Origin of the sequence: Rossellomorea sp. y25 (assembly GCF_038049935.1) — a bacterium.
GTDB lineage: Bacteria > Bacillota > Bacilli > Bacillales > Bacillaceae_B > Rossellomorea.
On the sequence record NZ_CP145886.1, the window covers coordinates 1,412,611 to 1,436,780 of the forward strand.

The 24,170-nt window shown below is 41.9% G+C and carries 22 protein-coding genes; 17 read left to right on the forward strand and 5 right to left on the reverse strand.

Annotation, left to right across the window (positions count from 1 at the left end; translation table 11 throughout):
• Nucleotides 1-119: 119 nt before the first annotated feature.
• Complete coding sequence (cydD, locus tag AAEM60_RS07035; protein WP_299739795.1) at nucleotides 120-1,850, forward strand: thiol reductant ABC exporter subunit CydD; 1,731 nt, start codon at nucleotides 120-122, stop codon at nucleotides 1,848-1,850.
• The gene (gene cydC, locus AAEM60_RS07040; protein ID WP_341357721.1) at nucleotides 1,851-3,569 is read left to right on the forward strand and encodes a thiol reductant ABC exporter subunit CydC; all 1,719 of its coding nucleotides are present in this window, start codon (nucleotides 1,851-1,853) and stop codon (nucleotides 3,567-3,569) included.
• A gap of 46 nt (nucleotides 3,570-3,615) precedes the next feature.
• On the opposite strand, the gene AAEM60_RS07045 is transcribed toward cydC, so the two are convergent.
• On the reverse strand, nucleotides 3,616-4,227 hold the full coding sequence (locus AAEM60_RS07045; protein WP_299739798.1) for a nitroreductase family protein: 612 nt from the start codon (nucleotides 4,225-4,227) through the stop codon (nucleotides 3,616-3,618).
• A gap of 150 nt (nucleotides 4,228-4,377) precedes the next feature.
• On the opposite strand from AAEM60_RS07045, the gene AAEM60_RS07050 reads away from it, so the two are divergent.
• On the forward strand, nucleotides 4,378-4,686 hold the full coding sequence (locus tag AAEM60_RS07050; RefSeq protein WP_299739800.1) for a helix-turn-helix domain-containing protein: 309 nt from the start codon (nucleotides 4,378-4,380) through the stop codon (nucleotides 4,684-4,686).
• A 27-nt stretch (nucleotides 4,687-4,713) separates the two neighbouring features.
• Here AAEM60_RS07050 and AAEM60_RS07055 read toward each other — a convergent pair whose 3' ends face one another.
• Nucleotides 4,714-4,854, reverse strand: a complete 141-nt coding sequence (locus AAEM60_RS07055) for a hypothetical protein (RefSeq protein ID WP_299739802.1) — start codon at nucleotides 4,852-4,854, stop codon at nucleotides 4,714-4,716.
• Between the two features lie 163 nt (nucleotides 4,855-5,017).
• Here AAEM60_RS07055 and AAEM60_RS07060 point away from each other — a divergent pair, with 163 nt between their 5' ends.
• The 8 genes from AAEM60_RS07060 (at nucleotide 5,018) to wrbA (ending at nucleotide 14,060) form a co-directional block, all read left to right on the forward strand.
• Nucleotides 5,018-5,977 carry a LacI family DNA-binding transcriptional regulator gene (locus AAEM60_RS07060; protein WP_299739804.1) on the forward strand — a complete coding sequence of 320 codons (960 nt, stop codon included), beginning with the start codon at nucleotides 5,018-5,020 and terminating at the stop codon, nucleotides 5,975-5,977.
• A 205-nt stretch (nucleotides 5,978-6,182) separates the two neighbouring features.
• Nucleotides 6,183-6,644 carry a large conductance mechanosensitive channel protein MscL gene (mscL, locus tag AAEM60_RS07065; RefSeq protein ID WP_341357722.1) on the forward strand — a complete coding sequence of 154 codons (462 nt, stop codon included), beginning with the start codon at nucleotides 6,183-6,185 and terminating at the stop codon, nucleotides 6,642-6,644.
• A 91-nt stretch (nucleotides 6,645-6,735) separates the two neighbouring features.
• Nucleotides 6,736-7,668, forward strand: a complete 933-nt coding sequence (locus tag AAEM60_RS07070) for an alpha-L-glutamate ligase (protein WP_341357723.1) — start codon at nucleotides 6,736-6,738, stop codon at nucleotides 7,666-7,668.
• A gap of 227 nt (nucleotides 7,669-7,895) precedes the next feature.
• A complete protein-coding gene (locus AAEM60_RS07075; RefSeq protein WP_341357980.1) occupies nucleotides 7,896-9,077 on the forward strand; it encodes a HAMP domain-containing sensor histidine kinase in 1,182 nt (393 codons plus the stop codon).
• A gap of 245 nt (nucleotides 9,078-9,322) precedes the next feature.
• Entirely contained in the window at nucleotides 9,323-11,590 is a 2,268-nt protein-coding gene (gene helD / locus AAEM60_RS07080; RefSeq protein ID WP_341357724.1) for an RNA polymerase recycling motor HelD, read from the forward strand.
• A 125-nt stretch (nucleotides 11,591-11,715) separates the two neighbouring features.
• Nucleotides 11,716-12,546: an aldo/keto reductase gene (locus AAEM60_RS07085; protein WP_299739814.1), complete on the forward strand. Its 831-nt coding sequence runs from the start codon at nucleotides 11,716-11,718 to the stop codon at nucleotides 12,544-12,546.
• Between the two features lie 282 nt (nucleotides 12,547-12,828).
• Nucleotides 12,829-13,236, forward strand: a complete 408-nt coding sequence (locus tag AAEM60_RS07090; RefSeq protein WP_299739816.1) for a DoxX family protein — start codon at nucleotides 12,829-12,831, stop codon at nucleotides 13,234-13,236.
• Between the two features lie 209 nt (nucleotides 13,237-13,445).
• Entirely contained in the window at nucleotides 13,446-14,060 is a 615-nt protein-coding gene (gene wrbA / locus AAEM60_RS07095; RefSeq protein WP_299739818.1) for an NAD(P)H:quinone oxidoreductase, read from the forward strand.
• Between the two features lie 61 nt (nucleotides 14,061-14,121).
• Here the strand turns inward: wrbA and AAEM60_RS07100 are convergent, their stop codons facing one another.
• Entirely contained in the window at nucleotides 14,122-15,006 is an 885-nt protein-coding gene (locus AAEM60_RS07100; protein ID WP_341357725.1) for an RluA family pseudouridine synthase, read from the reverse strand.
• A 171-nt stretch (nucleotides 15,007-15,177) separates the two neighbouring features.
• Between AAEM60_RS07100 and AAEM60_RS07105 the strand changes: the two genes are divergently transcribed.
• The gene (locus AAEM60_RS07105; protein WP_299739821.1) at nucleotides 15,178-15,579 is read left to right on the forward strand and encodes a DUF5365 family protein; all 402 of its coding nucleotides are present in this window, start codon (nucleotides 15,178-15,180) and stop codon (nucleotides 15,577-15,579) included.
• Between the two features lie 187 nt (nucleotides 15,580-15,766).
• On the opposite strand, the gene AAEM60_RS07110 is transcribed toward AAEM60_RS07105, so the two are convergent.
• Together AAEM60_RS07110 and AAEM60_RS07115 are read right to left on the reverse strand one after the other, a co-directional pair.
• The gene (locus AAEM60_RS07110) at nucleotides 15,767-16,240 is read right to left on the reverse strand and encodes a thioredoxin family protein (protein WP_299739823.1); all 474 of its coding nucleotides are present in this window, start codon (nucleotides 16,238-16,240) and stop codon (nucleotides 15,767-15,769) included.
• A gap of 1 nt (nucleotide 16,241) precedes the next feature.
• On the reverse strand, nucleotides 16,242-16,667 hold the full coding sequence (locus AAEM60_RS07115; protein WP_299739825.1) for a disulfide oxidoreductase: 426 nt from the start codon (nucleotides 16,665-16,667) through the stop codon (nucleotides 16,242-16,244).
• Between the two features lie 165 nt (nucleotides 16,668-16,832).
• Between AAEM60_RS07115 and AAEM60_RS07120 the strand changes: the two genes are divergently transcribed.
• From AAEM60_RS07120 to AAEM60_RS07140, 5 genes are all read left to right on the forward strand, one after another.
• Nucleotides 16,833-18,506, forward strand: coding sequence for an alpha-glucosidase (locus AAEM60_RS07120; protein WP_299739827.1), 1,674 nt, complete (start codon nucleotides 16,833-16,835; stop codon nucleotides 18,504-18,506).
• Between the two features lie 235 nt (nucleotides 18,507-18,741).
• The gene (locus AAEM60_RS07125) at nucleotides 18,742-20,283 is read left to right on the forward strand and encodes a bifunctional GNAT family N-acetyltransferase/carbon-nitrogen hydrolase family protein (RefSeq protein WP_299739829.1); all 1,542 of its coding nucleotides are present in this window, start codon (nucleotides 18,742-18,744) and stop codon (nucleotides 20,281-20,283) included.
• A gap of 168 nt (nucleotides 20,284-20,451) precedes the next feature.
• Nucleotides 20,452-22,203, forward strand: a complete 1,752-nt coding sequence (locus AAEM60_RS07130) for a phospho-sugar mutase (protein ID WP_341357726.1) — start codon at nucleotides 20,452-20,454, stop codon at nucleotides 22,201-22,203.
• 187 nt (nucleotides 22,204-22,390) lie between these two features.
• Nucleotides 22,391-23,512 (forward strand): GAF domain-containing sensor histidine kinase, encoded by a 1,122-nt coding sequence (locus AAEM60_RS07135; protein WP_341357727.1) that lies wholly within the window; start codon nucleotides 22,391-22,393, stop codon nucleotides 23,510-23,512.
• 17 nt (nucleotides 23,513-23,529) lie between these two features.
• Entirely contained in the window at nucleotides 23,530-24,165 is a 636-nt protein-coding gene (locus AAEM60_RS07140; RefSeq protein WP_299739834.1) for a response regulator transcription factor, read from the forward strand.
• Nucleotides 24,166-24,170: the final 5 nt, after the last annotated feature.

A 24,170-nucleotide genomic window follows, 5' to 3' on the forward strand; every position in this document is an offset into this window, starting at 1 on the left:
GAATTGTCACAAAAAGGTCAATCCTAAAAGATGCATAAAGGGAACAAGTTTACTATAATAGAGTTATTGAATTTGTGAAGTATTTCACTAACTTTTAACTTTTGGAGTTGAGAGAAGTTATGAAAGAGCTGAATCGATTGGCTAAGCAGCAGAGATCATCCATGATGGCGCTTTACGGAACATCCCTATTAATGGGGGGAGTCGTTATTGGACAAGCTTACTTACTGGTTAGCGTTGTAGATAAAATGTTTATAGAGGAAGCTGGGTTTCAAGACATCCTCCCAATGCTGGGTGCTTTGCTTCTTATTCTAGTGGGGAGAGCGGCACTTTCTTATGTAAACGGACGAACAGGAATCAGGATGGCTTCGAAGGTAAAGGTCGACTTGAGAAAACGGCTTTTAATTAAGTGGGCAAAAAATCCACTGCAAGCATCCCTTCAAGGACAGTCTGGACAAAAGGTCAGTACGATGATGGATGCCGTTGATGGACTGGACGGGTATTACAGTCAATACGTACCCCAAAGAATTCAAACGACCATCGTCCCGTTGATTCTTTTAATCATTATTTTTACTGAGCATGTGTATACGGGTCTGATCATGGTGATAACAGCCCCATTCATTCCTTTGTTTATGGCGATTATCGGAGTCATGACAAAGAATAAATCCGAGAAGCAAATGGACAAACTGACGGCTTTTTCTGGACGATTTCTCGATACACTGCAGGGATTGACTACCTTGAAGCTGCTTGGAAGAGGGGAGCAACAAAAAGAGGGGATACGTTCTGCCAGTCTTGATTTTCGTGAAGCCACGATGGAAGTGTTAAAGACTGCCTTCTTATCTTCCTTGATGTTAGAGTTTATCTCTATGTTAAGTATTGGATTGATTGCCCTGGAAGTGGGGCTCAGATTAGTCGTCTTTGAAAGTATTTCATTCTTCACAGCTTTCTTTGTTCTCGTTCTTGCACCAGAGTTCTATCTTTCATTAAAAGAGCTGGGGCATGCCTTTCATACTGGGCGAGGTAGTGTGGGAGCCGCGAAGAAAGTCATGGAGGAGCTTGAAGAGAAGGATCAACCTGTAAGATGGGGAGAGAAGAAGTTCGAAACAAATGGGACTCCTCCAACAATTAAGCTATGTAATGTAGGGTTTTCCTACGAGGATAAGGGATTTGATCTTCGAGGCATTACGGCTGCTTTTCCTCCCAGAAGCCAAGTGGCGATCGTGGGTCAGAGTGGAGCAGGGAAAACAACCCTCCTTCATCTATTAGCCGGCCTTCTTGATCCCTCTGATGGTGACATTGTGATTGATGGACTTTCGAGATGTGAATATGGGGAAAGAGACTGGTTTGATCAATTGAGTTATATTTCACAGAGTCCTTACTTATTCTCAGGCACGATTGCCGAGAATATTGCGGTTGGCGGAAGAGAGGGCGTCACCCTGGAAGAGATCGAATACGCTGCTGAAAAAGCGGGAATCTCACAAATGATTGCAGGCCTCGATAAAGGATATGAGACCCCGATTGGTGAAGCAGGGAGAGGGCTTTCTGGTGGAGAAAAGCAGCGTATGGCCATAGCCAGGGCCTTTCTTAAAAAACCGTCTCTTATTCTCTTCGACGAACCAACAACGGGATTGGATCTTCAAACGGAGAGGATCCTACAATCATCCATACAGGAATTATCAAAGAATTCAACGGTGATTACAGTAGCTCACCGTCTTCATACGATTCGAGAAGCGGATCTAATCCTATTTTTAGAAAATGGGAAATTAGCGGGCATAGGAAATCATGAGGAATTAATGAAGTCTACTTCTCACTATCGTGATATGGTGACTGCACAACAAGGAGTGAAGCTTTAGATGAAGGAGTTAGGGTTTGTCGTAAAGCTGATGATGAAGGAAAAGAAGGATATGGTGTACTCTATTCTTTTTGGCTTTCTGGCTGGAATAACCTCGGTCGGACTATTTGCTTCCAGTGGCTATTTAATCTCTAAAGCGGCATTGGAGGTACCTCTTTATGCTCTTACGGTAATGATTGCTCTCTTGAAGCTGTTTGGCTTTACGAAGGCGTTAAGCCGGTATGGGGAACGCTATTTTTCCCATAGGGCTACGTTCACGATTTTGGCGAACTTGCGGGTTTCCATCTATGAAAAAATCGAGCCGTTAGCACCGAGAATTTTCTGGCGATATCGAAGTGGAGATCTTCTTTCAAGAATCGTAGGAGACGTAGAGAGCTTACAGAATTTCTTTCTTCGCGTCTTTTATCCACCGATTATCCTGGTGATGGTGTTCTTAAGTACGATCTTGTTTACGATGTTTTATTCTGTTTCTATTGCGTTGATCCTTCTCGGGGGGCTTCTATTAACGGGATTTATTGTCCCAGTCTATTTTGCTTATAAACAGAGGGAAATTGAAACGACCTTACGAGAAAGTCGAGGGGATTTATCCACAGAGGTAACAGAATTTCTTTATGGGTTCAGAGACCTGAAGATATATCAAAGACTGGAGGATAAAAAGAGGAGTCTCGTTCATGCAGCAACAGGTTATGTGAGTGAGCAAGAACGGGAGAGCATCTATTCTCTCTTTAGTCATTCAACGAACATCCTGGTTTCCCAACTCATTTCATGGATCGTTTTAGCATTAGGGGCGTATTCAGTCGCAGCAGGTCATTTGGACGGGATATACCTTGCGATGCTTGTCATGATCTCGCTAACCGTATTCGAAAATGCCACACCAATGGCAGTACTACCTACACACTATGAAGACTCACGCCGCGGGGCAAGCCGTCTGTCTTCCATTATTCCAGAAGAGAGGACCTTCGGGGACGGACCTTCCTTAGGCTGGGGTCTGAGTGGGCACGCACCTTCCTTCAGTATGAAGGATGTGAGCTTTTCCTTTAATGGAGAGGAAAGGAAGACCTTGGACGAGGTAAGAATTGAGCTGCCTGCAGGTTCGAAAACGGCGATTGTAGGACCTTCGGGATCAGGGAAGTCAACATTGCTTCAATTGTTATTAAACTTTTACTCAACGGATCAAGGATCGATTTACGTGAATGATCTTTCAATTAAAGATATCGATAAAGAGTCGTTGTGGGGGCAAGCCAATGTGGTTCTTCAAGAAAATCATTTCTTCTACGGCACAATGAAGGATAATCTAATGCTGGTACGTGACGATCTGACAGATGAGGAAATGGAAACGGCATTAGAAATAGTGAAGCTGGATCACTTTTCTTTAGAGGACGCTATATTAGAAAAAGGAGAGAATCTTTCTGGTGGAGAGAAGCAGCGATTAGCGATTGCCAGGGCCCTATTGAAAGGTTCACCCTTATGGATGCTGGATGAACCGACATCTTCTGTTGATGCTTTGATGGAAAAAGAGATTTTCAAGCATCTTTATACCGTAGCGGATGGTGATACACTGATTCTGATTAGTCACCGATTGACAGGTCTTGAAGAAATGGACCAAATCGTCGTCATGGATCAGGGAAAGGTTGTAGAAGCAGGAAGTTTTGATGAGCTCATGAGGAAAAAAGGCTACTTCTATGAAATGAAACAGATTGAAAAGAGCGTACTCTTTTAAGAACCTGAAAAAGCCGCATCCCCTTGGATGCGGCTTTTTCATAGGCTTATTCTGCCCAATCAATTAAGTTGCGGATATCTAAACGACCTGATTTTCGTGCTTCTTGAAGCGGTTTTCCGATTGTAATCAGCATAATCGGAATATAGCGCTCCGACACATTGAATTCGCTTGCGAGAGCTGCCGGATTGAAGCCGCCGATCGGGCAAGTATCCCAGCCCTTCGCCTTCGCAGCAAGCATGAATTGCATAGCAGCCAGGGAAGCATTGCTGAAAGCTGCGTCTCTTGGGTATTCGTCACGGCTGTAGGCTCCGTCGATTTGTTTCTTAAGTACCTCTTTGATTTCAGCCGTCATTTCCCCCTTTTCAATGGCAGGGTCAAAGACAGGATCGACGTTCTTGTTGGCTTCCAAGTCACCAAGTATAGCCACAACTGCAGAAGCATCATGTACTTGCTGCTGGTGATAGGCTATCGGGAGTAAGCGTTCTTGAACTTCTTTGTTATCGAATACCAGGAATTTCCACTGTTGAAGATTCCAGGCAGATGGAGCCTTCCCTGCTGTTTCGAGCAGGCTGACTAATTCCTCGCGAGGGATCTCCACTTGAGGGTCGTACACTTTCGTTGAGCGCCGTTCTTCGACTACTTGAAAGAAATTATCCATGATAAAGCCTCCTTGATGTTTAAAAAAGTGTTATAATATGGTATATATTTGTATGTTACTTACTTTTTGTAAGTGTATAAGCAATATGAACAATATACCCGACGTTTTAGTATGCGTCAAGGGATAAATATTTAGGATGTGTTGAGAGCGATGGAAACAAAACTTTGTCCGAAATATGCCGCTGCTTTTGAATTATTAGGTAAGCGCTGGATCGGGATGATTATAAAGGTATTATTTGAAGGCACATGCCGTTTTAAAGATTTAAATGAAGAAATACCAAATATCAGTCAAAAGGTGTTGACGGACAGATTGAAGGAATTGGAGGAACATGGCATAGTGTTTCGGGAAGTTCTCGACGAAAAGCCGGTCAAGGTACTCTATAGCCTGACGAAAAAAGGTAGAGAACTAGAGCAGGTGATGGATGCCGTCCAGAATTGGGCAGTGAAATGGGTAAAATAAAAAGCCTGCGTCATTGCAGGCAGGCGGTTAGTTGAGTTTATTATTGAATATATGCTCAAATGGATCTTCTTGATCGTGAGGAGTGTAGAAATGGATGGGCTTTAATGCGGCGTAGCTTCCTCCGATGATGATGATACAAAGAACGGGTAAGAATAAAATACCGAGCATAGTATAGCCTCCTTATCGGTTTTAGGGGTTCGGTATGCCACTTAAGACCCCTTGCATGATTAACTCTAAAGTGTGAAACGCGTTTCAGAGCAAGCGTTTTATTTGATTATTTGTGTAAAAGGGATAGGTGGACCATTCAGAATATTTCATGAGGGGTATGGGTATGACAAATATTCGCAGTATCGCCAAATTGGCGGGAGTCTCAGTTTCAACGGTTTCAAGGGTATTAAATGAACATCCATATGTGAAAGAAGAAAAACGTAAGAAGGTTCTAGAGGCCGTCGAGCAATTAAATTATATAAAAAACGCGAATGCTGTCCATTTATCAAAAGGCAAGACCTATAGCATAGGAGTTGTTTTGCCCTACTTGAATCTTCCTTACTTCGGAGAGATTCTTCAAGGCATAGCAGGGGAAGCGTTAAAACATGGATACCATATTCAGCTTTTCCAAACGAATTATGACAGGGGAGCAGAACTTGATGCATTTCATCGACTGCAAATGAAGGAAGTGGATGGATTGATCCTGACGTCGCGCTCCAATTCACTGGATGTTCTTGCCCCATTCGTCGGTCCCAATGTGGTTTTTTGTGAAAATGTGTATGATCCCTCGTATAAAAAGGTGTTCATCGATCACTACCAGGGAATAAGGAATGGACTCGAATACCTCTATTCAAAAAGTCATTCACGGATCGGACTGTGTTTGCATCGGACGTTCGGGACGAATAGTGAGGAAAGGATCCGGGGGTTCTACGATAGCTCAGAAGCTGCCGGCCATCCTGTGCGTGATGAGTGGATCTTCAATGACTGCTATCATCTGCAAGATGGGAGAGATGTGGTGAAAGCATGGGAACACCTGAGAGAAAAGCCCTCAGCCCTTATCGTAACAAGTGATCAGGTTTCAGCCGGAATGGTGACAGAGGCAGCTAAAAGAGGAATCAGGATACCCGATGATTTGGCTATACTAAGCTTTGATAATCATCCCATTGCCGATGCACTGGACATTACGTCATTTGAAGTCCCGATACGAAAAGTAGGAGAAGAATCGTTTAAGCTATTTCTCGAAAAGGCGGATCCTCAACCGGTGATACTGGAAACGAAATTATTTGATAGAGGGACCGTATAAGTTCCTCAAGGGATAAGAGGAGGAGAAAAGAATGCTAGGGAATAAAGATGAAAAAATGTTGATCATCTTAATGGTCGTTGTTGCTTTTATTGTGTTGCTTGCTATTGTAGGGAAATATCTTCTTTAGGCTTTTTTGACCTTGTCTTCATATCTCATTTGTTTCTGCCATATGTTAAGAGTAAGTGAAGCGGTAGGTGAATGTATCATGTGGTCTGAATTCAAGCAATTCATTTCAAGGGGGAATGTAGTTGACTTAGCGATTGCTGTCATCATTGGTTCAGCGTTTGGCAAGATTGTGGAGTCTCTCGTTCAGGACATGATGATGCCGGCAATCGGAATTTTATTTGGTGGCATTAACTTAGAAGGCCTGCACCTTCGAATTGGAGCAGAGGTGATTGAATTGGGAAAGTTCCTACAAGCCCTTGTAGACTTTCTTCTCGTGGCCATGAGCATTTTTCTGATGATAAAGGTGGTCAACCGCTTGAAAGGCGGGGAGCAGCCATACAAGGTGAAGCAAACGACCAACCTTGAAGTCTTACAGGAAATCAGGGATATATTGAAGGATGATCAAAGATCTTCCATTAGACATGACATTCAGAGACCGAGCGATCAGCTCACCAAAAGTGGTATGAAAATTCAAATGAGAACCGAGAGAAAAACAAGGTGATGATCGTTGACCTAAATCCTACTTTTATAGTAGGATTACTTTGTGTTGTGAGACTATTTTAAAATTCCTACAAACAAATGGGGTAATGATCGTGAAGAAAATTCATATTATTCATGAAAACAGTGAATGGACCAATCATTTAACGACTCGTCTCAACGAGCTTCAATTGCCTTATGAGGAATGGTTCCTGGACCAAGGACTCGTCGATTTATCATCAGAGCCGCCAGAAGGTGTTTTCTATAATCGAATCAGTGCATCTTCCCATACACGAGACCATCGTTTTGCGCCTGAGTTAACGGAAAGCGTTCTTTCTTGGTTAGAGAGGTACGATAGAAAGGTACTGAACGGAAGCCGTGCCCTTCGGTTGGAAGTGAGTAAGGTGAATCAGTATATGGCCTTGAACGCTGCAGGCATCAAGACACCGAAAACCATTGCAGCTGTTGGAAATGAGCAAATAATTGAAGCGGCTGAAAAGCTTAATAAACCTTCCTTTATCACCAAGCATAATCGTGCAGGAAAAGGATTGGGAGTTCAGTTGTTTCATTCAGTTGATGCTTTGAAAAACTATGTATGCAGTGATACGTTTGAAGAACCGTTAGACGGAACGACGCTTATCCAGGAATACATTGAAGCACCAGACGCTTCGATTACACGGTGTGAGTTCATTGGCGGCAAATTCATTTATGCTGTGAAGGTGGATACGTCAAAAGGATTTGAACTATGTCCGGCTGATGTCTGTCAGGTCGATGATCTATTCTGTCCAGTGGGGGAGCAAGAGGAGAAGCCTAAATTCCAAATAAGGGAAAACTTTTCCTGTGGTATCATCTCGTCTTACGAAGCATTTTTAAAAGAGAACCGGATTGATGTAGCCGGGATTGAATTCATTCAAGACAATGAAGGCACCATCTACACATATGATGTGAACACCAATACAAATTACAACAAGGATGCCGAGGCGAAGTACGGACAATACGGGATGCTTGAGTTAGCAAACTATCTTGGTGAACAATTGAAAACTGTGTAAGTTGATGACTCTCCTGTACAATTACGGGAGAGTTGTCTTATGTAAATGTAGAATTACATATATAATTGTAACGATTTTTGTAGTAGTGTGGTAGAATTTCTATAAAGTAGACAATATCTTTGAAAGGTCAAAGGGTAAGTATGATTATCTTTAATCAGGATGTTATTAATAATTTCTTTTATATCATTTTGAGTATTTTTTTAATTTTTTTCCTTCTTGAAAGAAAAATGATACAGGGCTGGTATACAAGGTTAGCAACCCTTGTTTCTTTGAGTACGGCCATTATCCTGTGCATGCTTTCCCCTATTTATCAAAATCCATACTGTGTACATGATTTACGGATGATTCCTTTTGTACTCGGAATTATGTATGGAGGGCCCTATACGGGGTTTGCACTTTTAGTTGTCTTAATGGTTTCCAGGACAATGATATATGGTTGGAGTATAGTAGCATTTGTTATTTATGTGGTGATCTACCTCTTGACAGTTATCGGGATGAAGTGGTTCGATTTCGACCGGTTAACGAGCCGTAAGAAGATCATATTCTCAGTGATTCTCTTTACCACTCATTCCATAGTAGCAGCTCTTATTGCAAATGCGATGACCGTGTTTGTGATTGATGAAAGCTATCTCATTAATTTCATCTTACTCCCTTCATTGGGAATGCTTATCCTGACTTACATTTGTGAAACATTACTAAAACAGATCCAAATCAAACAAGCACTCATGAAAATAGAAAAAATGGAAGTACTGTCTCAGCTGGCAGCCAGCATCTCACACGAAGTAAAGAATCCTTTAACCGTTATTAAAGGGTTTCTGAGACTGCTCAATCAAGAAAATCTTCCAGTTGGAAAAAAAGAGCAGTACTTAGAAATCGCATCATCAGAACTGAAACGGGCAGAAGATATCATCAACGACTATCTTACATTCGCCAAGCCGGACCCTGATCATGTGGAGAACATCTCAATTTCTGAACAACTCAATAAGCTCATTGATATGGTGGAACCATTGAGCAACCAGCAATCGGTGGTTGTACATAATCACATCATCGACGCCACCATCGTCGGCAATACACGGAGCTTTCAGCAAGCATTTCTCAACATCATTAAAAATGCGATTGAATCCATGCCAAAAGGAGGTACTCTCACGATACTTTCGAAGGTTCAAAAGGGGAACGTCAGCATAACCATTACTGACAATGGAGTCGGTATGACCTCTGAACAACAATCCAGACTGGGTGAACCTTATTTTTCTACGAAGGAAAAAGGAACCGGTCTGGGGCTAATGGTTTCTTATCGCATCATTGAAGCGATGAGAGGCGTCATTACAGTTGAAAGTCGAGTAGGCAAGGGGACGAGTTTTCAGATTGTGTTTCCTGTGGATCTTATAAAAGACCCTTCATCTTTATAGGTGGAGGGTTATTTTTTTGTTGAAGCCATATGCTTGTCGCCTCTGAGCAAAGCCCTTCCGCTTTTCTATTGAACTTTCCCTAATTATCTGATAATATATATTCCTGCTCCCAAACGCCTACATAATTTATCCAGATTTCGATAAGTCTTTTTTAAACGTTTCATCCAATGAGAGTCGTTACCTCAGTACTAGTGATGAGACGTTTTTTTCTCCATTGCGGCTAAAACATTTGGAAGGAGAAATGTATGACGAAGGAATCAACTATTCATCCCGATTTTTCAACTGAATCAGAACGCCTGGAGTTTACGAAGCGCTACATTGATGTAGTCATCAGCACATCCCAGACGAGTAAGGAAAAGTATAAGGAAAACATGGAAAAAGCTTTTGGAGATATTGATTGGGGCGAATCGAGTGCTGCGTACATCGATATCTTGACGAACTCAAGCTTTTTTGAGATGTCCAAAGAAGAACTGGAGTCCCTAACGAAAGCGAAAACGAAACCGTATTTTGCCAGGATTGATTTTCAACACGAGGGATCGGACAAGGTGGAGAAGCACTATATTGGCAAGACCTCCTTGTATCAGCGTGAAAATCAAGAGCAAATCATTGTGGACTGGCGTTCTCCCATAGCGAATCTATACTACGAAGGAAGGATTGGTGACGTTTCGTATGTTGCGGAAGACGAGACATATGAAGGAGATCTTTCATTAAAGCGTCAGTACATGATCGAGGATGGTTTGTTAGAAGAAATCAGGGATATTGACTTAACGACCACAGATGAACTACTTCAGGATTCATTAGCCAAAAGCTCCAGCAATCGTTTAACTGAGATCATTTCCACCATTCAAGAAGAACAAAATAGGATCATCCGGGCCGATTTAAACAAGCCCATCATTGTACAAGGGGCCGCAGGAAGTGGAAAGACAACCATCGCCCTTCATCGGATTTCATACTTTATTTACAACTACAAACAGCATTTTGACCCGAAACAACTGATGATCCTTGCACCAAGTAATTTGTTTATCGACTATATTTCAGAGGCATTGCCGGAACTTGGAGTAGAACGTGTTAGACAAACGACGTTCCCAGATTATGTCATGACCTGCTTAGAGAAAAAGCTGAATTTAGTAGAAGATAACAAGCTCACCCAGTTGATTGAAACCCATGATGAAGACGTAGTGACTGCCTCGTGGATATCTGGGTTCAAAGGCTCCAAAGCATTCAGGAGAATACTTGATTATTATATAGAAGAAATTGAACAACGCTTTTATACGTCTAAAGACTTCTATGTGGATAAATACAAGCTCTACACCGCCAAAAAGTTCACTCATCTTTTTAAAGATGAATATACGTATATGCCAATCTATCGCCGGATGGAAAAGCTCAAGTCTCTCTTACAGAGTTATGTTCGGACGAACAAGAAGCAGATGGTGGAGAAGGTAGAGAAGTTTTTCGATGAACGGATCGAAACAGCGCTTTTTCAACGGACACAGGCAGCAAACCGGAAGGACTATGTGTCCAAAGCATTGGACAAGAAAAGTGAGCGGGTTGAAGAAATTAAGAAGGCGATCCGAACAAGCGTTACGGCCTACATGAAGCAGTTTGAAAAGAAAAACCTGGATCAATATTTCATAGAATTGTTCTCAGATCCGAAACGGCTGGCTTCTTACTCGAAAGGTGAGCTAAGTATGCAGCAGGCAGAACAGCTTAGTCATTATACGTTGAAATACGCGAAGAAAAAACAGTATGAGGTAGAAGACTTAGCCATCCTTCTTTACTTGCAAACTCACTTGTTTGGAATCGATAAATTTTATAAAGCAAAAAATATCGTGATTGATGAAGCACAGGATTATAGTTACATGCAGCTTTATTCGTTGAAGAGGGCACTTGAAACCGACATGTTTACACTGGTAGGGGATCTTGCCCAGGGGATTCATTCCTATCGTGGACTTCAGTCATGGGAACCGGTGTATAGAGATGTGTTTCCGAGGGCTACGTATACCGAGCTCCAAAAAAGCTATCGAACCACAATTGAAATCATGGAGGAAGCAAATAAATTGCTGAATCTCTTACCCTATGATTTTCCTAAAGTGAATCCAGTGGTGAGACATGGGGATGCTCCCGGCTTCGATGAGTATGTGGGAATGGAAGAATTGGCTGCCATAATCGAGGAGAAGGTGAATGCTGGACGAGAAGAAGGATTCCATACATTCGCTGTGATCGGAAAAAGCATGAAAGATTGTGTGAAAATCAGTGAAGTCCTTCAAGAGCGGCAGCCAGGGAAAGTGAAGTTGTTGGAAGAACAGGAATCGATCCCGAAAGATCAAATCGTCGTCGTTCCATCTTATCTGTCAAAAGGGCTTGAATTCGATGTGGTCATCATTGCAGCGGTGGATGAAGCTTTCAATCCGGAAAACGAACTCGACATCAAGCTCCAATACGTGGCCATGACACGCCCCCTTCATAAGCTCGCCTTTATCGGGAAGAGAAGGGAGCAATTTATCGGCCGATGATCAAAATAGGTCCGCCCCTCACGGTGAGGGACGGACCTTAATTTAGTAAAAAACGAATTTCACAATCATAATATTAGCAAAAAGCTGAGTGGATTTGTAAAATAATAAATCAGGAGGGATGCAATATGTTAAAAAACTTAAAGAGTACGAAGACATTACATAACGGAATCGAAATTCCTTATGTCGGTTTAGGAGTTTACCAAATGAAAGATCCGTCTGAAACGGTACAAGCTGTTCGAACAGCGATTGAGTCTGGGTACCGTTCCATCGATACAGCGGCGATCTACGACAACGAAGAAAGTGTAGGTCAAGGTGTGAAAGACGGTGGAGTAGCGAGAGAAGAACTCTTCATTACCTCGAAAGTATGGAATAGTGATCAGGGCTACGATACAACATTAAAAGCATTTGAAACCAGTTTGAGAAAGCTTGATATGGACTATCTGGATCTTTATTTAATTCACTGGCCGGTAGAAGGAAAGTACAACGATACATGGAAGGCTCTTGAAAGGTTGTCTAGCGAAGGCTTAGTGAAATCCATCGGTGTAAGTAACTTCCATCAGCATCACCTTGAAGATTTAATGCAGAACAGCAATGAAAAGCCTGTATTAAATCAAATCGAATTACACCCTCGTCTGAATCAGGAAAAAATAAGAGAATTCTGTGCATCACAAAATATTGCAGTGGAAGCATGGTCACCAATCGCTCAAGGGCGTGTACTGGATGAACCAACACTGAATCACATTGCTGAAAAGCATGAAAAATCGGCTGCCCAAGTGATTCTGCGCTGGCACCTTCAGAATGATGTTATCATCATTCCTAAATCTGTTCATGAAAGCCGCATCAAAGAAAACGCAGATCTATTCAACTTCGAACTATCACTGGAAGAAATGAACCAAATCAATCAACTGAATCTCGACGAACGTTTTGGACCCGATCCAGACAACTTCGATTTCTGATTGATATATATGTAAGAGGTCCGTCCCGCCAGATGAGGGACGGACCTCTTTTTTTTACCCTCCTTCCTCCGGTTCCCATTTTAATAAAATTTGTAAAATAGTATTGACAGAGTTGTGAGGAGTAGTATACAATTATCTCGAAATCAAAATAATCATATTCGAGATAACAAGTACTCTTTTTTTACACGTATATCTCAAATTCAAGATAAATGATTTGAGAATAATTGAATTTGAAATGTTTGAAGATAAATCTCGAAGGGAAAACAAAGAGGAGGAAGTAAGATGACAGCATTAGCTGCGTTCGGTTTATTGGTTATTCGTTTAGTAGTGGGGTTAACATTCGCTGCTCACGGAGCACAGAAATTATTTGGTTGGTTTGGAGGACACGGGCTACAAGGAACAGGTGGTTTCTTTGAGTCCATTGGAATCAAGCCTGGAAAAACGATGGCATTACTTGCAGGACTTTCTGAAGTTGCAGGGGGAATACTATTCGCAGCAGGTTTCCTGACACCACTGGCCGCTTTGCTTATCATTGGAACGATGATTGTAGCGATCGTAAAAGTTCACGGACCAAATGGTTATTGGGTAACACAAAATGGTACAGAATATAATGTGATGCTCATTGTTGTTGCTCTTGGAGTAGCATTGGTAGGGGCAGGATCATTCTCTATAGACGCACTTTTATTTTAAATAAGTTCATTTTTCAATAGGAATTCAAATGTTCACATATATGATGTGGAAATTCAACACAGAAACTCGGCATGCAATCCAACATCACTACTTCCAATTAGGTAGCAAATGAATATTGCAGGTGCACGTTGATTGATTTACCTGCAGTCTGATTCTGTGTTTCACTTATTTATTATAAATCAACCATATTTAAAGGAGAGATTTCGACTATGTCTAACGTAAAATTAGCAATCATGTATTACAGTTCAACAGGAACCAATTATCAAATGGCGAAATGGGCAGAAGAGGCTGCGAAAGAAGCTGGAGCTGAAGTGAAGGTACTCCGTTTTGAAGAAACAGCACCTGAAGCAGCAATTGCTTCAAACCCTGCTTGGGAGAAGCATTATAATGAAACAAAAGATAGTGTACCTGTTGCGACACTTGACGATCTTGAATGGGCAGACGCTTACCTTTTCAATGTCCCAACACGATTCGGTAACGTTCCTTCTCAAGTCAAAGCTTTTCTGGATACCACTGGAGGTCTTTGGTTCAATGGGAAGCTGGCAAACAAAGTAGTGAGCGCCACGTCATCTGCAAGCAACTCACACGGTGGACAGGAGCAGACGGTTCTAGCTTTATACACAACGATGATGCACTGGGGTGCAATCATCGCAGCTCCTGGATACACAGATCAATCAAGCTTTACTACAGGAGGAAACCCGTACGGAACGAGTGTAACAGTCGATCAAGAGGGCAATATGGTTGAATCCGTAGAGCCTGCAGTGAAACACCAAACTCGCCGTACGATCCAAATCGCTGAAGCGGTTAAAAACGGATTGAAGTAATCAACATATGAAAAAAACGAGACACTCGCGATTGAGAGTGTCTCGTTTTTTTATTGTGTTCTCACAGCCCAACATCATCCACACACTCAGCCTCACATTCGATCCACTCGTCCGTCAGCGGATGGAGAAATGAAATTCGTGCTGCATGCAGGGCATGCCTTTTGAAAATCGGTTTTCCTCCATATAATGTGTCGCCAACCAGAGGATGACCGATGTGACTCATATGGACGCGAATCTGATGGGTACGTCCCGTATCAAGCTGGACCTCCACTAATGTATAAGTATTTTTATATTCCAGCACCTTGTAGTGGGTGACTGCATCCTGACCTGAAGGTGAAACTCTTCTTCTTGTATTGTGGTGGCGGTCCCTCCCTATCGGTTCAGAGATGGTGCCATTTTTCTGCTTCAATCGACCATGAACGAGAGCGTGGTATGTACGCTTGATCTGCCTCTCAGTGAGGAGGCGGTCAAGAATCGCTTTACTTAACGGATGTTTGGCAAAAATAATTGCACCCGACGTGTCATGGTCCAAACGATGAATGTGCATGACGCGGCAGCTTTCTCCCCGGGCTTGATAGTGAAAGGCCACCAGATTTGCAAGGGAATCCGTCTCATCTGGATGGTTTGGGTGAGTATCGATCCCGGCAGGTTTGTTGACGACAATCAGGTGGTCATCTTCAAATAACACATCGATTTCTCCGTATGTCGGAGGGACATCGTATTCAACTCCTTTAAATAAATGAAGCTGTAGCGCATCTCCCGGGGATAGGGGCTGGGTCCAGGAAATCGATGCCCCGTTCACTTTAATATCACCCTTCATCCTCATGGAATGAATTAGTTTCTTAGGTGCTTGCCAGTGATTTCTAAGAATTGTTTCAATCGTTACATTTTTCCATTTATCTGGAATGAGTAGTTCAAATAGTTCTCCTTTTTTCTGTGTTTTCATCAAAAAACTCCTTCAAATGACAATAATCTTATACTTATGTGGGTATTTAAACCTAAATTAACTCCTGTTCAACCCATTTCATGGGTATAATTACCACGCTGTTGGTTCTACTTCTATGTTATCCTTAATATATCTATTACAGAGAGATTACAACCATTACAAAGGTGGGTTATGACGGTGAAAGTTTTACTAGCATCAACACATGAACAGGAAGACAAAATTCAAGAGCTTATACAGTACATGTATTGTACTATTTTCCCTGATTATTTCACAGATGATGAAATTGAACAATTTGATGATATGCAAGTATTACATACGACGACGAGAAACTTTGAATACTTTGGAACCCTTAAGGAAGCATTTCAGGTGATTTCAAGCTTACAAACATTGATTTCCATTGTGGAGAGCGGATCAAAAGAAGATGTGTATGAAGAAATGTTTTACCACAATGCTGAAATTCTTCAAGGCTTTGGTATGTTTTTCCCACTGTCGTATGATCAATTCAGTGAAGAATCGGATTGTAAGCATAATTTAAGTATTTATTCGAGAGCGGATAACCAGTTGCTTGTATAGAAAAATCACGCCGGGAAAAGTTTGATACTTTAGAAAATTCGCATAAAAATGTTTAGAAGATTCAAGTGAGGGGAAAATAGCTTGTAATAAGTTAATTTGAAGATACACTGTGTCTTCATCTTGAAATTCCTCCTCACTTGAAAGGGGCTGACTCGTAGAAAAGTCAGCCCCTCTTTTTTTTGCTTACTTATTCTTTCGTAACGTTCTCTTCAAAAAACTTCTCGAATTCTTCTTCAGGCTGTTCTCCTACGATTCTCGCTACTTCTTTACCATTTTTGAAATGTACCAGTGTCGGTGTAGCTTCGATTCGGTATTGATCCCATCCTTGTTCGAATTCAAGTAAATTGTACTGAACCATATCGACTCCCATGTCTTCTGCGAGAGGTGCCAGGGTAGGAGTGGTTCTCTTACAGTGAACACATGTTGAACTATAGAAATACACAGTCACGTCTTCGTTATTCTTTAATTTTTCTTCTAATTCCTCTGGTAAGATTACATTTTGATAGTTAGGGTCGTCCAGCAGTTCTACAGTGGCCGGGTTAAGATTCGCTTTTTTGAACTTATTTCCCTCTGCCTTTTGACTGTTTTGCATGCTTGTGATGAGCGCGATGCTAGCAAATAATGCGACAATCGCTACAAGAAATATGATGATTTTCTTCAATCTATTTGTCCTCCTTTAATGCTTTTAATACCATTACACTTGCGATGAAGATGATGATGAAACCGGTCAATGCCAAGAATGGGATGGTGATAAAGCCGAACAGGTTAATGTATTCGCCTGTACATGGGACACGTCCGCAGGCAGGTGCACTCTCTGATAGGAATGATACTTTTTGAATAGAGTAGTGATACAAGGAAACGAGGATACCGATTCCAGATAAACTCGTAGAATATAGTGCCGCTTGAAAATCTTTGCGAACATAAGCCACACCTAATAGAATGACCATTGGATACATTAAAATACGCTGATACCAGCATAATTCACATGGCTCATATTTCATGATTTCAGAGAAATATAAACTCCCCAGAGATGCCACAAGAGAGGAAGCCCATGCCAGGAATAACAGAGAATCTGCTTTTTTGTTCATATAGAATTCCTTTCTTCGTATATTCTATCAAATTATAGTATGTTATTATTATAAAAGTAAAATAAGAAATCTTTATGAGCAAATATGATATTTTTTTAACGATTTGTGCAAGCGTTTGCAGAAAGCGCTCTATTTTTAAATTGATTTTATAGGAGGAAAACACACATGACAAAACAATGGTGGAAAGAATCGGTCGTCTATCAAATTTATCCTCGCAGCTTCATGGATTCGAACGGGGATGGTGTCGGGGATATTAGAGGAATCATTTCAAAATTGGATTATTTGAAAGAATTGGGGATCGATGTGGTCTGGTTATCTCCTGTGTATGAATCTCCTAATGATGACAATGGGTACGATATAAGCGATTATAAAAAGATTATGGATGAGTTCGGAACGATGGCTGATTGGGAAGAAATGCTTGCGGAAATGCATAATCGTGGTATAAAGCTTGTGATGGACTTAGTGGTGAATCACTCTTCCGATGAGCACGGCTGGTTTGTGGAATCGAGGAAATCGAAGGACAATCCATATCGCGATTATTATATTTGGCGTGAAGGAAAAGACGGAATAGAGCCGAATAACTGGGAGTCTGTATTTAGCGGTTCTGCTTGGGAATATGATGAAACGACAGAGGAATATTTCCTGCATCTCTTCTCGAAAAAACAACCGGATCTAAACTGGGAGAATCCGAAGCTGCGCCAGGAAATCTATGACATGATGAAATTCTGGCTGGACAAAGGGATCGATGGTTTCCGTATGGATGTCATCAACTTCATTTCCAAAGAGCCAACATTGCCTGATGCGCCGAATCCTGAAGGCAAAACGTATGCTTCAGGTCATGATTACTTTATGAACGGTCCACGTATTCATGAGTTCCTACAGGAAATGAATCAAGAGGTCCTTTCACATTATGATGCGATGACGGTTGGTGAAATGCCGGGTGTGTCGCCGGATGAAGCCGTCCTTTACACAGGTAAGGATCGCAATGAAGTGAATATGGTATTTCAGTTTGAGCATATGGATGTGGACTCGGGCCCAGGAGGGAAATGGGATGTCATTCCTTTCGACCTTGTAAAATTGAAAACCATTTTAACAAAGTGGCAGACGGAACTTCACGGAAAGGGCTGGAACAGTTTGTACTGGAACAACCACGATCAGCCAAGGATTGTGTCACGACTTGGTGACGATGGAGAGTACCGCATAAAATCTGCGAAAATGCTGGCAACACTTCTTCATCTGATGCAGGGGACGCCTTACATTTATCAAGGGGAAGAAATCGGAATGACGAATGTCCGATTTTCTTCCATTGAAGAGTACAAAGATATTGAAACCCTGAACATGTATCGTGAAAAAGTAGCGGAAGGCATGAATCCGGAAGATATCATGAAGTCCATTTACGTAAAGGGAAGGGACAACGCCAGAACCCCTATGCAGTGGAACAGCGGTGACCAGGGAGGGTTCACTGAAGGAGAACCGTGGATTGCCCTTAACCCGAACTACAAAGAAATTAATGCAGAAAAGGCACTGAATGATTCCGAGTCCATTTTTTACTACTATCAAAAATTGATCGCTCTTCGCAAGGAGTATGAAATTATCCCATACGGATCATTCGAACTTCATTATGCAGATCATCCTTCCGTGTATGCTTATACAAGAACGTATGGATGTGAGAAAATCTTGGTTCTTTGCAATGTATCAGGAGAAAAGCAAGTCATCGATAACGTCGCTTCTTTTGATATCAATCAGGCTGAAGTCCTCATAACAAACGAAGAAAAGCAGGAGAAAGATGAGTTTACTTTAAACCCATGGGAAGCAACGGCATATTATTTTAGAGGATAAAATGAAAGGAAGCACCCATATCATCGGGTGCTTCTATTTTTAAGGGGATTTGTTTGTTGTTAAAGAACTTGAACAAATCAACCACCACTGCAGAACATTTACAGACAAATCAAATTTCTTCAATTCATACACCCCCCTTTGCTAAAATAAAAGGGATGGACTGTCATGAACTTCGTTTCAACAGTGCACTATAAGGGTATATAATTCAGGTATTTTATGAAGGAGTAGATCATAGATGGCAGAAAAACTAGACTTATCACAGTTTGAAAAGAAAATGATCATTCGTCCAATGGAACATAAGGACATTCGAGATATTATCAACATGCAGTCTGTTTGTTTCCCAGGGATGGATCCCTGGAAGGTAGAGCATCTGGAAAGTCATTTGGACGTTTTTCCGGAAGGTCAGCTTGTCGCCGAATTAGAAGGGGAAATTATTGCATCATGCTCGAGCCTGATCATTAACTTTGACGAGTATGACGACCGCCATACGTGGGATGATGTAACGGATAATGGTTACATAACGAATCACAATCCTGATGGCTATAACCTGTACGGAATCGAAGTCATGGTGCACCCTGAATATCGACGCATGAAGGTAGGACACCGTTTATATGAAGCAAGGAAGGATCTTGCACGACAATGGAATTTAAAGAGTATCATCATTGGGGGACGCATCCCTAACTACCATAAACACTCAGAGGAGATGTCTCCAAGGGAGTACGTGGATTCAGTCGGGCGTCATAAGATCTATGACCCTGTACTATCCTTCCAATTATTAAACGGCTTCACCCTGATGCGGATCAACCCGAACTATTTACCTGACGACAAACGATCACATAAATATGCCACTTTAATGGAGTGGAATAACGTCGATTACCGTCCGTCAAGCAAGCGGCATTTCAAAACAAGTTATCCTGTCAGAATCTGTGTTGTTCAATACATGATGCGTAAAATCAATTCCTTCGAGGAATTCGCGAATCAGGTTGAATATTTCACAGATGTAGCATCAGATGCGAAATCAGATTTCGTCGTGTTCCCTGAAATCTTCACTACACAGCTCATGTCATTCCTGAATATTCAATCACCGAGCCTCGCTGTAAGAAAGTTAACGGATTTTACAGAGGAATACATTGAATTATTCACGGATTTAGCCGTTCGTTACAACGTCAATATTATTGGAGGGTCTCACTTCGTTAAGGAAGAAGACGATGAAATTTACAATATCGCGTATCTCTTCCGCCGTGATGGAACGATTGAGAAGCAGTACAAGATTCATATCACACCAAATGAACGCAAGTGGTGGGGAATCAGCCCTGGAGATTCTGTAAGGGTCTTTGATACGGATTGCGGTAAGATTGCGATCCAAATCTGCTATGATATTGAATTCCCTGAGCTTGCCCGTATCGCAACAGACAAAGGGGCGAAAATCATTTTTACCCCATTCTGTACAGAAGATCGCCAAGGGTATCTTCGTGTCAGATACTGTGCACAAGCCCGTGCTGTTGAGAACCAAATCTATACAGTCATTTCCGGTACGGTCGGAAATCTTCCACAAACGGAAAATATGGACATTCAATATGCTCAATCAGGTATCTTTGCTCCGTCCGACTTTGAATTTGCACGTGACGGAATCGTCGGCGAAACCAATCCGAACATTGAAATGGTCATGATCGGAGACGTCGATCTCGAAGTCCTGCGACGCCAGCGTCAATCGGGAACGGTCCGTCAGCTGAAAGATCGACGACATGATGTATATGGAGTGAATTATAAGAAGTAATGCTGAAATATAAAGCCCCGCTGATTTATTCAGTGGGGCTTTATTTAAGAAAAATTATGCTAAAATAAGGACTGAACGAATCTTGTCGACATGTGACGGATTGTTTTAGCAGGATTTCTACAATTTGTGATAGAATTTATTATTATACAGCATTAGGAGGGGATCGTTTTGAGTTGGAAAACATCATGGGAAAAATGGAGCGACTACTTGCATCTAGATGAAGAGATCAACGAGCTTTTAGGAGCAATGAAAGACGACGAAAAAACCTTAGAAGACGCATTCTACAAAAACCTTGAATTTGGTACTGGTGGAATGAGAGGAGAAATTGGTCCCGGAACCAACCGGATGAACATTTATACAGTTAGAAAGGCCTCTGAAGGATTAGCACGATACATAGAAGAACAAGGCGAAGAGGCTAAAAAGCGCGGAGTTGTAATCGCTTACGATTCCCGTTATAAATCACCTGAATTTGCCATGGAATCAGCTAAGACATTGGCTACACATGGTATTCAAACATATGTGTTCGACGAACTCAAGCCGACTCCGGAGCTTTCATTTGCCCTTAGACAATTAAAGGCGTTCTCTGGAATCGTGGTAACGGCAAGCCATAATCCACCTGAATATAATGGATACAAAGTATACGGTGAGGATGGAGCTCAGCTGCCTCCACACATAGCCGATGCCGTTATCGATAAAGTGAATGAAGTGGAAAATGAGCTGGAAATTGAAGTTAAACCTGAAGAAGAATTGAAATCATCCGGCCTGATTAAATTGATTGGCGAAGAGATCGATCAATCTTACCTGGAGCATCTGATTTCGATTTCTGAAAAACCGCAAATCGCCAAGGAAGTCGATTTGAAAATCGTGTTTTCTCCATTACATGGAACAGCTTTAAAGATGGCTGAAAAGGGTCTGAAAGCTTTAGGGTATGAGTCTGTTCACATCGTAAAGGAGCAGGCGATTCCGGATCCTGAGTTTACGACTGTGAAATCCCCGAACCCGGAAGATAAAGCGGCCTTTGAATATGCCATCCGTGACGGGAAGGAAATCGACGCAGATATCCTGATTGCGACAGATCCCGATGCAGATCGCTTAGGCGTAGCTGTAAAAGGAGAATCAGGCGAGTATATTCTTCTCACTGGAAACCAAACAGGTGCGATTCTACTTGATTATATTCTGGCACGTAAACAGGAGAAAAATATGATTCCTGAGAATGGGCGTGTATTTAAAACGATCGTTACATCTGAACTTGGCCGTAAAGTGGCTGAACATTACGGGGCTTCAGTGGAAGATGTACTAACAGGCTTTAAATTCATAGGTGAAAAAATAAAAAAATATGAAGAAACAGGCGAATACTCATTCTTATTCGGATACGAAGAAAGCTATGGGTACTTAATCGGCGACTTTGCCCGCGATAAAGATGCGATACAAGCCGTACTGATGGCAGCAGAAGCGGCTGCATACTATAAGAAGCAGGGGAAAACTCTCTATAATGTGCTGAATGATTTATTCGAGCAGCATGGCTTCTATCAAGAGGGGCTTAAGAGCTTAACTCTAAAAGGAAAAGAAGGCGCAGAACAAATTCAGGGAATTCTGAAGGATTTCAGAAACGAGCCACTGAAAGAAGTAGCTGGCTTGAAGGTCGTATCATCGGAAGACTATAAAGTAAGTAAAAAGGTTGACCTGCAATCCGGTGAAGAATCAACCATTCAATTACCGTCATCCAATGTTCTGAAATATCATCTTGAAGACGGATCATGGATTTGCCTGCGTCCATCAGGAACAGAGCCGAAGATCAAATTCTATTTCAGTGTAATTGGTAAGACACAAAGCGATAGCGATAATAAATTACATGCTCTGCAAAAAGCCATCATGGCGAAAGTAGAAACGATGATCAGTTCATCTGTAGGTGAGGCGTAAAACAAACAGCAGTATTGCATTGGATTGCGTAATAAAAAAACAAGAGATGTGCTGGTACATCTCTTGTTTTTTTGGATTGAAAAAGAACATACGTTTTCAGTCAAAGGTCGTAGAGTGTTTCATTCTTTTTGAGAATACCGGTTTTGTGTGAAATCTATATAATAGTAGTGAAGGATCGGGGAGGACGATGAAGATGAATCAAGAATCCCTTTCAAATATCGAGCTTTTGAAAGAGATAGCCGAATTGCTGAACAATGAAACAGAGCTTTCTTCTATGCTTTCAGGTGCATTGAAGAAGCTGATCAGAGGCACAAGCTTCACAACGGGATGGATTTTCTTTATTGAAAAGGAAGGCAGTCACGAGCTTGTCTCCCATGAGAATCTCCCGGAGTCACTATCTGACCGGAAATGTGAGCTGATGAAAAGGGGCGGCTGCTGGTGTGTCAATCGCTTTCGAAATGGAAAACTTACGAAAGCCTCCAATATCATCGAATGTCAGCGCATTGAGCAGGCCATTGAAGAAAACAGAGGGGATACAGATGAAATCACGTACCATGCAACGGTCCCTCTGCAGTCCGGAAATGAATCCTTTGGGTTATTAAATGTTGCAGCTCCGAATAAAACCCACTTTTCAACCGCTGAACTTGCTCTTCTCGAATCGGTTGCCTTCCAAATCGGTTCCGCCATCAAGAGAATTACACTGACAAAGAAAGAGCAGGAAGTTGCTCTTATTGGTGAAAGGAACCGATTGGCAAGGGATCTTCATGACTCTGTGAATCAACTGTTATTCTCACTTACGCTAACTGCAAGAGGCGGGGCGGAGATGACCGGGGAAGAGGAAGTGAATGGCACCTTCAAGACCATTCAGAATCTTGCCCAGGAAGCTCTATCGGAAATGAGGGCCCTCATCTGGCAATTAAGACCCCATGGTTTGGAAAATGGAATAGTCGAAGCCGTGAAAGGATACGCAGAAATGCTGGGCTTGACCCTTGAAACGAAAGTAGAGGGCGTCATTTCCCTAAGTTCCAGGATAGAAGAAGTCCTGTGGCGGGTAAGCCAGGAAGCCCTTAGTAATTGTAAAAAGCATTCTGGTGAGAAGTACATTTTTTATACATTAAAAAGTGAATCCCATTTCATTCATTTAATGATTGAAGATAGAGGCTACGGGTTTCAATATGACACCAAACATGCTCTGCCTTCTGTGGGGATACAAAGTATGAAGGAACGTGTGAAAAGCATTGGTGGAGAACTAACGATAAACAGTCAACTCGGAAAAGGAACGAGTATATCAGTTCAAATACCCTATTAGGATAGGAGGTGCCATGCATGATCAGAGTGTTAATAGTAGATGACCACCATGTCGTACGTAGAGGCCTCGTCTTCTTTCTGAAAACACAAAAGGACCTGGACATCGTGGGAGAAGCGAAGAATGGTGCAGAAGCCGTTCAATTAGCTGAAACATTGGAACCCGATATCATCTTGATGGATTTAATGATGCCGGTCATGGACGGAATTCAAGCAACAAAGGAAATTAAAAAGAATCATCCCGCTATTCAAATACTCATGCTCACCAGCTTTTCCGATCAGAATCACGTGATTCCGGCCATTGAAGCAGGAGCAGCCGGGTACCAATTAAAAGATATTGAACCCGATGAATTAGTGAATAGTATCCGGAAGCTTTTATCCGGGGAAAACTCTCTCCATCCTAAGGCAACCAACCATTTACTCACCCGTATTTCCAGAAAAGAACCACCCCACAAAATCCATGAGCTTACCAAACGGGAGAAGGATGTTTTGATTGAGCTTACGAAAGGGAAGAGTAACAAAGAGATTGCTTCCAGCCTTTTTATAACGGAAAAAACCGTCAAGACTCATATTTCAAACATTTTTTCCAAGCTGGAAGTAACGGATCGAACCCAAGCGGCATTGTATGCCGTTAAACATCAATTGACATCAAACTAAACAGG